Origin of the sequence: Streptococcus constellatus, from assembly GCF_902167705.1 — a bacterium.
GTDB lineage: Bacteria > Bacillota > Bacilli > Lactobacillales > Streptococcaceae > Streptococcus > Streptococcus constellatus_A.
In genome coordinates this window covers 26,140-37,780 of the sequence record NZ_CABHMZ010000024.1, presented here as the reverse complement: position 1 = coordinate 37,780, position 11,641 = coordinate 26,140, and the positions used below count along the sequence as shown (strand labels likewise).

Sequence of the window (11,641 nt, the reverse complement as noted above, 5' to 3'; positions counted from 1 at the left end):
CCACGAAAATGTTTAGCTTACAGAACTGCTTATGAAGCTCTAGTGGATGAGTTAGAGTAAATGTTGCACTTATTCTTGCAATTTATCATTCTTAAATTTCTACACTTGGATGCTCCATTGTCAAGTGAGTGATTTCTCCTTTTACACCAAAATAATCTTCTACCAAATATTGCAATTCTTGCATAGCAGCTTGTGCACGTTTTGCTTGTTCTTCATTGACAGCTTCAATAACTAGCACTGCATCTCTGGTTTCTTCTGTCAGCATAGTTCGCTTAGCTTCGCGCCAGTTGAGACAACGACAAACAGCTCCTTCATCATCATGGTAGATGATTTCTTCTGGAAGAGCTGGTGCATCCGTCTCCGATCCAAGCGGAAAGAAAGGTTCTCCACCTTGCGCTTTAGCTAAATGTAGTCCTCCCTCAATTTTGTCAATATCTTCACCACCACAAGGCACAGCATAAGAAAGTGAAACACTATTATAAATATCCACCAATGGATTGATTGGATTGAACTCACGACCTTGACTCACTCTTTTTAAAAGTGCTTCAATGGAAGAACGGGCTCCTTTTTTAGTTTTAAATTTGGTAAAAGCCTGCCGCCATTCCTGAATAACCTCATTTTGCGTAAATGGTTCATCAGAAATAAAATCTTCTGCTCGTTTGCTTCCCTTGTCTAACAAGGATTTAAAATAAAGGTCCTTACTTTCATCAACACTATTATCCAATCCTTTAGCTACCATAATACTAATTTGTGCTTGAGGAAATAACTCCCAAAATTCATTTTCAACTGTAACTTTCATCATCTACCTCTTTCATAATTTCTTTTTTGTCCTTTTTTTACTGAATCCCAATCACCCGTGATATTTTCGCGAACTCGAATCAACATTTCCTCCAACTGCTTTGCTTCTGCTATCGAAAATCCCTGCAATGAAGTTTGCTCAGAATATTGATTTTCAGCTAAAATAAATGGATAGAGAGCCGCGCCTTTTTTTGTAACAAACCATTCTTTGTTTTTTCGGTTATCAGGTGCTGACTTCTGTTCTAAAAATCCTTTTTTCTCCAATTTCTTCACAGAACGGGCAACCGTTGAACGATCTACTTTTAAAAGTTCAGACAACTCTTCCTGAATAATACCTGGATTTTCAGCAATTCGGACTAAATACAAATACTGTCCACGTGCCAAATCAATATCACGAAATTCAATATTCGCAATCGAATCCAGCGCTCGAGCAATAATTCCAATTTCCCGCAAAATAGTCATATTCCCTCCTTCGCCAATTATTATAAACTATTTTTGTTGTAAATGCAATAAAATAATATTAAAAAAAAGAAGTTTTATCTTCTTTTTTCATTTTTTTGTTTTTTGAATGAGTCGTGTGGTCAATTGTTTATGCCTTGTTTCAAATGAACTTTCGTGACAACTTTGATAACTTGCATTTAGAATCGCGCCAATAATAAGTATTTGAGCAATGAGAGTAAACCAAATCATCACGACCACAACAAAAATGGAACTGAAAAATCGAACATCCATTAAGTGATTTACATAAGTGTCCAAATAAACGGAAAATAAATTTAGCAATACACCAATTGTAAGAACTACAAAAACCGTTCCTGGTAGTACATAGCGAATTTTCTTGATTTTGACATTAGGTAAAAAGTAATACAACATCAATAAAGAAAGAAAAAGTAAAGTGTAAATGGTTGGCTGCGTCATCTTTTGTAGACTAGTATAAAGCTGGTTATCAAATCCCCAAAAACTATGGAGCAGACGAAGAGACATTCGCCCAAACATTGTCAGCAAAAGAGAAAGAGCAAAGAGCAACTGTAATCCTAAACTCATCACTATACTAAACAATCTGTGCGAAATGAGTCCTCTATCTTTGGCGACACCATAAGCTTTATTAAAAGCTTTTTGCAAGAAAGACATTGATTGTGAAAAAGCCCATAAAGCCGAAAGAATGGAGAAGCTCAACAAGCCAGAAGATGGTTGGGTTAATACATTACGGATGACCTTTGCAATCACTTCATAAAGTGACTCTGGCAGAACATCTTCTATCGCTTCTAAAAATTCTGCTATTGGAATTTGAAAATAAGGCAATATATTCACAACAATTAACAGCAATGGAAAAATTGAAATCAACAAATAATAAGCCACTGCAATGCTGGTCAAATCAATCTCAGATGCCTGATAAAATTTAAAAAAAGCTTGTAAAAATGGATTATGTCCGTTCCTAGAAACCAACTTCTTCATCTCATCCCCTATAGAAGAAGGAGCAAAAAGCCCCCTCATTCTACTTCTAGTTTTAATACGTTCCTTCTTCCCCTTGACTGGTCAAGATAACAGGACCATCTTTGGTAATCACAAATTGATGTTCGTATTGACAAGAAAGTCCACCGTCCAGCGTTTTATGAGCCCACCCCGTCTCAAAATCTGTGTCAATCTCCCAAGTGCCTGTTGAAATCATCGGCTCAATTGTCAAGACCATTCCTTCACGAAGACGTAAACCACGTCCAGCACGTCCGTAATGAGGCACCATTGGCTCTTCGTGCATAGTTGGTCCAACACCATGTCCTACTAAGTCACGAACAACACCATAACCATGACTTTCCGCATATTCTTGAATCGCTGCACCAATGTCACCAATCCGATTGCCAACTTGAGCAGCTTCAATTCCACGATAAAGGCATTCTTTGGTAACCTCCATCAATTGTTGTACTTCTTCACTCACTTGACCAACTGCATAAGCCCAACAAGAATCGGCAACACCTCCACGGAAATTTTCTGTATAGTGTTTCATTTGTTCCACATTATTAAAATCGAGTTTAGAAACATCTAACTCAGCTTTATCAACTAAGCCAACGACCATATCCACTTTAATCAAGTCACCTTCAAGTAATTTTTTGTGGCGCGGAAAAGCATGTGCCACTTCATCATTCAATGAGCAGCAAGTGGCATAAGGGTAATCCATGATGCTGCCTTCTACACCAATTTGAAGTGGAAGAGCATTATCTTCCTTACAACGTCTGCGGACATATTCTTCAATTTCCCACATATCAATGCCTGGCTTAATCAAATCTCTTAAACCGATATGAATACTGGCGAGAAATGCGCCGCTTTTTTCCATTAAATCAATTTCACGTTGTGATTTTAAAGTTATCATTCTTTCTCCTTAATATCTGAGGTATTAGTTTATCTTTACTGTAATAGTCGCTTTCGCGACCAACTGAAGTTTTAAATAAATATCGTAGTCCAAAATAGCAGAATGCCTTGTTTGTCGAACTATCCTTGGACGAAGCGTCAAAGTTTCATCAATCTGAACAGCTTGTAAGAAATAAATCATCATCTGTTCAATGATGATATTTTTCTTGCCCGATGTCATGTATTGATGCGTTGCTGTCGTTAAAATTTCTGTTAAAATTCCGTTAGACAAAACGCCGTTATTTTCTAACATAAAAGGTTCTACAACAAAAGAAAATTCATCGTTGATGTGACGAAGTTTTTGAGAGACTTGATCACTGAAAGTTGGCAGACTAGAGACTTGCTCGCGACTCATTTTTTCCATGACATCACGCCGCGTAATGACTCCAAGCAGAGTTTGATTACTTCGAATGACTGGTACCATTTCAAAATCTTCTGTAATCATGCGCTGGCTAACATTGGCAATGCTGGTGTTTAAAGTGACAGCATAGATATTTTTCGTCATGACTTTATCTAAAATAGTGTGAGGAGATTTATCACCAGCGTCACGCATTGTCACCACACCAACGACCATATTGTGCTGATTAACGACAGGAAAACGACTGCTGCGGTTTTTCCGAACCAAATCCATAAAATCACGAACGGTATCTGTATCTTTTAAGAACCCATACTCATGACTGCCACGATAAACTTGCTCCACCGTTAAAATATCTGTTTTAATTTGCATATTGGACAATGCCCGATTGATGATTGTCGCAACTGTAAAGGTATCATGTTGGGATCTGAGAACAGGAATGTTTAAGTGATTCGCCAATTTTAAGACATCATGATTCACGTCCAAACCACCTGTCACTAAAACAGCATTTTCATGCTTCAAGGCTAATAACTGAATACGGGTGCGGTCTCCAATAATCAAGAGACCTCCTTCCGTTAAGTAGCGCAAGAGATTCTTCTCGGTCATTGCCCCGATTGAGAATTTACTGAATTCTTTTTCAAGTCCGTCCTGACCAGCTAATACTTCTGATCTCGTAATTTCAGCAATTTCCTTAAATGTTAAATGCTCCAACTCTACTTTGGGGGATTTTACACGAATCGTACCACTACGAGGACGTGTTTCAACCAATCCACGGTTTTCCGCTTCTTTAATCGCACGGTAAGCAGTTCCCTCACTTACTCCTAAAAAATTGGAAATGCTGCGTACACTGACACGCTTACCTACTGGTAATTCTTCTAAATAAGCGATAATTTCTTGATGTTTACTCATGAAAGTCTCCTTTTTCATAGCAAAACTCTAAATAATCCCGCATTTTACGTGTATAACGATCGCTTCCTTTAAATTGGCGTCCAAACTGAAAGCCAGCTTTTTGAGCGACTCGTTGACTTGCTTTATTTTCCAGATGAGTAACAATCCGTAACCTCTTCAATCCAAATTGCGTAAAAGAGAGATAAACGATATTTTTGACACACTCAGTCATCAAACCGCGCCCCCAATACGGTTGGTGAAGAAAATAACCTAGCTCTGCTTCCCCTCTGATTTCATCCACTTTTTCAAATTTGACAGAACCAATCATCTGCCCAGAATCTTTATCACAAATCGCCCAAATTCCAAGAGGATATTTCATAAAATAATTAGCCAATACATGTTGGCTTTCTTGTAAATTTGCCTGCACAGGAAAAATGAAGCGTAGATTTTCAGGATTGGAGGCAATTTTATAAAAATCTTCACTATCCATAAAGGAAAATGGACGCAATACTAAACGCTCTGTTTCTATAAAGGCAAACTCTGCCAATTTTGTCCACAAATTCATATCTTACCCCTAAGATAAAGCTCAGCTGGCGTACCAACTGAGCTATCTCACTTCATCGTGCCAACGCTATTTCAGAGTTATTCTTCAACAAGCTGAATGTCTGCTCCTAAATTAGTCAACTTTTCAATAATATTTGAATAACCACGCAAAATAAATTCTACATTTGTAATCTCAGTTTTTCCATGAGCTAGCAATCCTGCAATTACAAGAGCCGCTCCTGCCCGCAAATCAGTTGCTTTGACCGCTGCACCTTGCAATTGATTAGGTCCTTCATAAACAATATGATTGGCACTCGTTGAAATCTTACCTGCCATTTTCGCTAATTCAGCGACATGATTTACTCGCTTTTCATAAATTGTATCAATAATTAAGCCACGTCCTTTAGCTGTCAACAAAAGTGGCGTAATAGGCTGTTGCAAGTCTGTAGCAAAGCCTGGATAAGGAGCAGTTTTAATGTTGATTGCTTTCAAATCATGTTGCTTTTCGACATAAACACTATCTTCAGAAACGGTCATACGAACTCCCATTTCTTCTAATTTCGCAATAAAGCCTTCTAAATGTTCATAAAGGACATTGTTGATTTGCACTCCTTCACCAATTGCAGCTGCCATTGAGATATAAGTTCCTGCTTCAATTCGATCTGGAATAACTTGATGACGAGTCCCATGGAGCTTATCAACACCTTCAATGATAATGATGTCAGTACCAGCCCCTCGAATGTGGGCTCCCATATTATTTAAAAGTGTTGCTACATCAATGATTTCAGGCTCACGAGCTGCATTTTCAATGACGGTACGCCCTTTTGCCTTTACCGCTGCAAGCATGGTGTTGATAGTCGCTCCAACACTTACTGTATCCATATAAATACTAGCTCCGTGAAGCCGCTCGCCTCCTGTCGAAAGGTTCATGGAATCCCCCTCGTAAGACATAGTAGCTCCCATGGCTTCAAATGCTTTCAAATGCAAATCAATAGGGCGTGGACCTAAATCACAGCCACCAGGCAAACCAACTGTTGCTTCGCCATAGCGACCCAGCAAGCTACCATAAAAGTAATAAGAAGCACGCAAACTATTGATTTTACCATAAGGCATGGGCATATTTTTTATCCCGCGAGGATCAATTTTCAGCGTATCATCTTGACGCTCAACGGTTGCTCCCATAGCTTCCATGATGTCAATCAAACTGACAACATCGGAAATATCTGGCACACAATCTAATGTCACGATTTCATCAGATAAAATTGTCGCCGGAATTAAAGCGACTACACTATTTTTGGCACCACTAATAGTCACCTCTCCCTTTAAGGGGCGACCACCATTAATTACAATTTTTTTCATTTTCAGCTCTTTCAAGGAATTTCTAATCAAATATACTGCACTTTATTATAACACAGTTTCTGTGAAAATCCTATCCTTTTAAAGAAATCTCTTTTGACTTGTCATTCTTGTTATATAACGATTACAGAACTATTTTATTTTTGTGTCATTCTAAAAAGGGAGCGGGACAAAAATCAATTTTGTCGTCCCACTCCTGTTATTTTATAGCTGCTTTCAAAGCATCTACTTTATCCAGTTTTTCCCACGGCAGGTCAATATCCGTACGTCCCATGTGCCCATAGGCAGCAGTCTGACGGTAAATTGGTCGCTTCAAATCAAGCATTTGAATAATACCGGCTGGACGAAGATCAAAGATTTGTCGAACTGCTTCTTGAAGCTTGTTTTCTGAAACTGTACCTGTGCCAAACGTGTCAATGCGGACTGATACTGGATGTGCGACTCCGATAGCATAGGCTAGCTGAACTTCTACTTTCTTAGCTAATCCTGCTGCAACAATATTCTTAGCAATATAACGCGCTGCATAAGAAGCAGAACGATCGACTTTTGTGGCATCTTTTCCAGAGAATGCCCCACCTCCGTGGCGTGCATAACCGCCATATGTATCAACGATAATCTTACGTCCAGTTAAACCAGAATCTCCTTGAGGCCCACCAATAACAAAGCGACCAGTTGGATTGATGAAAAGCTTGCTTTCTTCATCTAAATACTCTGCTGGAACAACTTTTTTAATGACCTTTTCAATCACATCTTGATGGATCTGCTCATTGCTTATTTCTGGGTCATGTTGAGTAGAGATAACGACAGTATCCACACGTACAGGTTTGTCGTTTTCATCGTATTCAACCGTTACTTGAGATTTTGCATCCGGACGAAGATAGGAAATTTCGCCAGACTTGCGAAGCTCTGCTAAACGACGGACTAATTTGTGACTGAGAGAAATAGGCAAGGGCATTAGTTCAGGTGTTTCATCCACGGCAAAACCAAACATAAGCCCCTGATCTCCAGCCCCAATCAAATCAAGTGGATCTTGTTCAGCATTCCCACGAATTTCAAGAGCTTCATTCACCCCTTGAGCGATGTCTGGCGATTGCTCAACAAGCGACGGATGCACCCCCACCGTTTCTGCAGAAAAACCATATTCAGCATTTGTATAGCCAATCTCTGCAATCGTATTACGAACTACGCGGTTAATATCCACATAAGCATTGGTAGATATTTCCCCAAAAACATGGACAGTTCCTGTATAGACAGCTGTCTCAGCAGCCACATGCGCTTCTGGATCCTGCTCCAAGATAGCATCTAAAATCGCATCGGAAATTTGGTCTGCAATCTTATCTGGATGTCCTTCAGATACAGATTCAGACGTGAAAAGTTTACGTTCTGACATATTCATGTCCCCCTTTTAATGAAATATTCCCTCCTAGAAATTCTATTATTGCTAGGAAGTTACTTGAAAATCTGTAAACAGACTTACGTTAAAAAGTTACAAAGCACTAGTCTCTATGGTTAATATTTAACCTTTGACTACCTTTTCGGGACTATTTTAACTTCTCTATTGTATCATTTTTTATCCTAATAAACAGAAAATTTTCTAAAAATTATAAGAAATTTAAAATACAATAAGGTTGAAAAACACTTCCAACCTTATGCTTGTTATGATGATTTGCCTCCATAGACAATTTGCCCATCACAAATCGTATAGTGAACAACACCTTTTAATTTTTCACCGATAAATGGTGAATTAGCTGCTTTTGAGGCAAAATCTTCTGTTATCATGCGTTCAGCCTCTGCATCGAAAATTGTAAGATCTGCTGGCCCATTATCAGCAAGGTAACCCGCTTCAAAATCATAGAGTTTCGCTGGGTTAATCGTCATTTTTTCCAGCAACTGCATGAGTGTCAAATGACCTGCTTCCACTAAATAAGTCAAGCCAAGCGAAAGTGATGTCTCTAGACCTGTCATGCCAGACGGTGCTTTGGTGATGTCTTCTGCATTCTTTTCATCAGCGTGATGAGGTGCATGGTCTGTCGCAATGATTGAAATAACTCCAGACTTAAGCCCTTCAATGACAGCCAAACGATCTGATTCCAAACGAAGTGGCGGGTTCATCTTGGCATTGCTACCTTTTAACAACAATAGCTTTTCTGTCTTAGAAAAATGCTGGGGCGCTGCTTCTGCTGTTACGTGAGTGCCCAATTGCTGAGCGAATTCCACGACTTTCACACTTTCTGCTTTTGATAAATGCTGAATATGAATATGAGTATTGGTTGCATGAGCAATCATTACATCACGCGCAATCATACTATATTCAGCAACACCTGTCGCACCACAAAATCCAAAATGTTCTTTGGCAATCTGCTCGTTAAATCCAAGGATACCATTGAGTTCTGGGTCCTCTTCGTGAAGGCAGATAAATGTACCATTTTTGTCAGCTTCTTCCAAAGCTTCGCGTACTATTTTTGTACTTTTTAATGGAATCCCATCATCTGAAAAACCAATAGCTCCCGCCGCTAAAAGTTCTTTGAAATCTGTCAAATGCTGTCCATCAAAATTCTTTGTAATGGTTGCAACAGACTTAATATGAATGTTTTCACGATTGGCAGATTCTAATACTTCTTTTAGTGTCTCTACTGTTGAAATCGTTGGAGTGGTATTTGCCATCATGACAACCGTTGTAAATCCGCCCGCTGCCGCTGCTAAAGCACCCGTATGAATATCTTCTTTATGCGTCTGACCAGGTTCACGAAAATGAACATGAATATCAATCAGCCCTGGCGCTACCACCAATCCAGTAGCATCAATAACCTGAGCATTTTCTGCCTTCAAATCCTGACCAATTTGAAGAATTTTTTTATCCTTAACTAGGACATCGCAAACTTTATCAAAACCAGACTTAGGGTCCATGACACGACCATTTTTAATTAACAACATGTACTTTTCTCCTTATTCTCCATAAAAATCAACATGACTCTCCACTAACTTCTCTCCTTTGTAAGAAAATTTAGCCGAGAAGAATGGTTTATCTTCCAAAATCCAAGATAGAAACGTATGATCTCCCTCCCAAGTTGGTTTGGACAAAACTTGTTCATAAGGCACCCATTCCAAAGTCCCCTCATCGCAGTCAATCAATTCTCCCTCAAACTCCGTCACTTTAAATACATAGGTATACCAATCATGGTTGGGTGTAAAATCTGGAAACGTGATAATACCTTTTAATACGGGCTTATTGACTCGCAAACCCGTTTCTTCCAAGATTTCTCGCACCGCACATTCCTGCGGTGTTTCACCTTTCTCTAATTTTCCGCCAACACCAATCCATTTGCCAGCATGAACATCATTAGGCTTTTTATTTCGATGCAACAATAGAAATTCTTCTCCATTGTCCACATAGCAAATTGTTGCTAATTTAACCATTTTTCTCCTTTCAACAGCTAAAATATATCAAACCACTTATAACAACCAATTTATCGGTTCCATTCCTTGAGATGTCAGAAAGGTATTTGTTTTAGAAAATGGTTTGCTTCCAAAAAAACCTCGATGAGCTGAAAGAGGACTCGGATGAGGAGATTCTAAAATGAGATGTTTAGGATTGGTGATCAAGGCTTTTTTCTTGCGTGCATAAGAGCCCCAGAGAATAAAAACAACAGGTGTATCTTTTTCATTGACAACCTTAATCACAGCATCCGTAAACGGTTCCCAAATTTGACCGGCATGTCCATTTGCTTGCCCAGCAGGAACGGTCAAACTGGCATTCAGCAGTAGCACTCCTTGACGTGCCCAAGATGTCAAATCGTGAGATTCTTTCATTCCAACGTCATCTGCCAATTCTTTCAAAATATTTTGAAGAGAAGGCGGTGCTGGAATATCATCTGGTACTGAAAAGCTCAGCCCCTGCGCTTGCCTCGGACCATGATAAGGATCCTGTCCCAGAATCACCACTTTTACATCTGCCAAATCTGTTGTTTGAATCGCATTAAAAACTTTTTCACGCGGTGGATAGATTGTGCCTGATGAATAAACTTGATTTAAAAAATAATTGATTTTACTAAAATAGCCGTCAGGCAATTGTTGCTTAATCAAACTATGCCAAGCTGAGTGTTCCATCGTTTTCTCCTCTTTTATACTCGATTACTTTTCTTCCTCAGGATAGGCCATTCCCCATTCTTTTCGCAAATCCGTCATCATTTCCATGACATCACGGCTGTAATCCAAATTCATCTCATTTTTTTCGCCAGCTACTGCCGCTTCCATATCAAGAACCTCATACATTAAAGCTTCGCTCGTCTTTCCAGCTTCAATGACTTCTTGATGCCCGTCTTCAGTATAAGTAATGACCGCCTTTTGCCCTCTAGGATATTCATACATTTCAATGTAGCCCTTATCATAAGCAATTGTTCCACGCTTGGGCTGTTTAGCATGGAGGCTCAAGGTCAAAGTCGCCATTTCTCCTTCGGCATTCGTCAGAAGAATCCCTGCTTGCTCATCAACGCCAGTTGGTGCAAATTTCACTTGCGAAAGTACTTGGTTAGGGCTAGATGTCATAAACCACCGAACAAATGACAAGGCATATACGCCAATATCTAACAGTGCACCGCCTGCAAGCTGACGATTAAAGAAACGATTGGTCATATCATATTCTTTGTAACTGCCAAAGTTCATTTGAATCATTTTTAAATCACCCAATTGACCACTGGAAATGATGTTGTTCAATTGTCGATAGATTGGCATATGGTAAATCGTCATCGCTTCTGCCAAAACGACGTGTTCTTGTTCAGCTAATAAAACTGCTTCTTCCAATTCTTCTGAATTGAGCGTAATGGACTTCTCGCATAGAACATGTTTTCCGTTTTTTAATGCTTTTCGTAAAAAATCAATATGCGTATTATGTGGTGTGGAGATGTAAATAATGTCCACATTTTCATCCTTAAATACGTCATCAATCTGATCATAAACTTTTTCAATACCGTATTTCTGTGCAAACTCCAAGCCTTTCTGATGTGTTCGATTAGCAACAGAATAGAGCTTTCCACCTAGCTGCTGCAAAGCCTGTGCCAATTCATTAGCAATCACACCTGTGCCTAAAGTCGCCCAATTATAGCGTACTTTGTTTTCCATAGTCCTTCTCCTAGCTACATGTTTACTTTTATCATACCAAATTTTCCTTCATTTAGCTGACTTTTTATGTAGAGACATCCCTTTTGGGAAAATTCTCTGAAATCAAACTATGCTTTTCTATCTAAACAATCGAATAAAATCAAGGATTACAATTATTCAGAATATTCCTTTATGTTATAATAA

12 protein-coding genes are annotated in these 11,641 nt (G+C 39.1%); all 12 read right to left on the bottom strand.

From position 1 onward, the window contains the following. Positions 1 to 91: 91 nt before the first annotated feature. Entirely contained in the window at positions 92 to 799 is a 708-nt protein-coding gene (locus tag FQ204_RS07255) for a B3/4 domain-containing protein (protein WP_144210286.1), read from the bottom strand. Further along, positions 799 to 1,260, bottom strand: a complete 462-nt coding sequence (locus tag FQ204_RS07250; RefSeq protein ID WP_020997766.1) for a MarR family winged helix-turn-helix transcriptional regulator — start codon at positions 1,258 to 1,260, stop codon at positions 799 to 801. Before FQ204_RS07250 ends, FQ204_RS07255 begins: the two co-directional genes overlap by 1 nt. An 87-nt stretch (positions 1,261 to 1,347) precedes the next feature. After that, positions 1,348 to 2,250 carry a YihY/virulence factor BrkB family protein gene (locus tag FQ204_RS07245; protein ID WP_144210284.1) on the bottom strand — a complete coding sequence of 301 codons (903 nt, stop codon included), beginning with the start codon at positions 2,248 to 2,250 and terminating at the stop codon, positions 1,348 to 1,350. 52 nt (positions 2,251 to 2,302) lie between these two features. Further along, positions 2,303 to 3,160: a methionyl aminopeptidase gene (locus FQ204_RS07240; RefSeq protein ID WP_144210282.1), complete on the bottom strand. Its 858-nt coding sequence runs from the start codon at positions 3,158 to 3,160 to the stop codon at positions 2,303 to 2,305. 24 nt (positions 3,161 to 3,184) lie between these two features. After that, positions 3,185 to 4,462: a CBS-HotDog domain-containing transcription factor SpxR gene (gene spxR, locus FQ204_RS07235; protein WP_186286787.1), complete on the bottom strand. Its 1,278-nt coding sequence runs from the start codon at positions 4,460 to 4,462 to the stop codon at positions 3,185 to 3,187. Continuing rightward, positions 4,455 to 5,006: a GNAT family N-acetyltransferase gene (locus FQ204_RS07230; RefSeq protein WP_144210278.1), complete on the bottom strand. Its 552-nt coding sequence runs from the start codon at positions 5,004 to 5,006 to the stop codon at positions 4,455 to 4,457. Before FQ204_RS07230 ends, spxR begins: the two co-directional genes overlap by 8 nt. A 77-nt stretch (positions 5,007 to 5,083) precedes the next feature. Further along, positions 5,084 to 6,343 carry a UDP-N-acetylglucosamine 1-carboxyvinyltransferase gene (locus FQ204_RS07225; RefSeq protein ID WP_144210276.1) on the bottom strand — a complete coding sequence of 420 codons (1,260 nt, stop codon included), beginning with the start codon at positions 6,341 to 6,343 and terminating at the stop codon, positions 5,084 to 5,086. Positions 6,344 to 6,539: 196 nt separating this feature from the next. Continuing rightward, positions 6,540 to 7,730 (bottom strand): methionine adenosyltransferase, encoded by a 1,191-nt coding sequence (gene metK / locus FQ204_RS07220; protein ID WP_144210274.1) that lies wholly within the window; start codon positions 7,728 to 7,730, stop codon positions 6,540 to 6,542. 266 nt (positions 7,731 to 7,996) lie between these two features. Beyond that, complete coding sequence (locus FQ204_RS07215; protein WP_144210272.1) at positions 7,997 to 9,274, bottom strand: dihydroorotase; 1,278 nt, start codon at positions 9,272 to 9,274, stop codon at positions 7,997 to 7,999. A gap of 12 nt (positions 9,275 to 9,286) precedes the next feature. Beyond that, entirely contained in the window at positions 9,287 to 9,757 is a 471-nt protein-coding gene (locus FQ204_RS07210) for an NUDIX hydrolase (RefSeq protein WP_144210270.1), read from the bottom strand. 36 nt (positions 9,758 to 9,793) lie between these two features. Beyond that, positions 9,794 to 10,447: a uracil-DNA glycosylase gene (locus FQ204_RS07205; protein ID WP_144210268.1), complete on the bottom strand. Its 654-nt coding sequence runs from the start codon at positions 10,445 to 10,447 to the stop codon at positions 9,794 to 9,796. Positions 10,448 to 10,471: 24 nt separating this feature from the next. Further along, positions 10,472 to 11,458, bottom strand: coding sequence for a Gfo/Idh/MocA family protein (locus FQ204_RS07200; RefSeq protein ID WP_144210266.1), 987 nt, complete (start codon positions 11,456 to 11,458; stop codon positions 10,472 to 10,474). Positions 11,459 to 11,641: the final 183 nt, after the last annotated feature.

What these genes read in the sequence shown, in the direction of transcription:
- FQ204_RS07240 (WP_144210282.1), bottom strand. Translation starts at nt 3,160, where the DNA reads ATGATAACTTTAAAATCACAACGTGAAATTGATTTAATGGAAAAAAGC.
- spxR (WP_186286787.1), bottom strand. Translation starts at nt 4,462, where the DNA reads ATGAGTAAACATCAAGAAATTATCGCTTATTTAGAAGAATTACCAGTA.
- FQ204_RS07255 (WP_144210286.1), bottom strand. Translation starts at nt 799, where the DNA reads ATGAAAGTTACAGTTGAAAATGAATTTTGGGAGTTATTTCCTCAAGCA.
- FQ204_RS07245 (WP_144210284.1), bottom strand. Translation starts at nt 2,250, where the DNA reads ATGAAGAAGTTGGTTTCTAGGAACGGACATAATCCATTTTTACAAGCT.
- FQ204_RS07215 (WP_144210272.1), bottom strand. Translation starts at nt 9,274, where the DNA reads ATGTTGTTAATTAAAAATGGTCGTGTCATGGACCCTAAGTCTGGTTTT.
- FQ204_RS07205 (WP_144210268.1), bottom strand. Translation starts at nt 10,447, where the DNA reads ATGGAACACTCAGCTTGGCATAGTTTGATTAAGCAACAATTGCCTGAC.
- FQ204_RS07225 (WP_144210276.1), bottom strand. Translation starts at nt 6,343, where the DNA reads ATGAAAAAAATTGTAATTAATGGTGGTCGCCCCTTAAAGGGAGAGGTG.
- FQ204_RS07200 (WP_144210266.1), bottom strand. Translation starts at nt 11,458, where the DNA reads ATGGAAAACAAAGTACGCTATAATTGGGCGACTTTAGGCACAGGTGTG.
- FQ204_RS07210 (WP_144210270.1), bottom strand. Translation starts at nt 9,757, where the DNA reads ATGGTTAAATTAGCAACAATTTGCTATGTGGACAATGGAGAAGAATTT.
- metK (WP_144210274.1), bottom strand. Translation starts at nt 7,730, where the DNA reads ATGTCAGAACGTAAACTTTTCACGTCTGAATCTGTATCTGAAGGACAT.
- FQ204_RS07250 (WP_020997766.1), bottom strand. Translation starts at nt 1,260, where the DNA reads ATGACTATTTTGCGGGAAATTGGAATTATTGCTCGAGCGCTGGATTCG.
- FQ204_RS07230 (WP_144210278.1), bottom strand. Translation starts at nt 5,006, where the DNA reads ATGAATTTGTGGACAAAATTGGCAGAGTTTGCCTTTATAGAAACAGAG.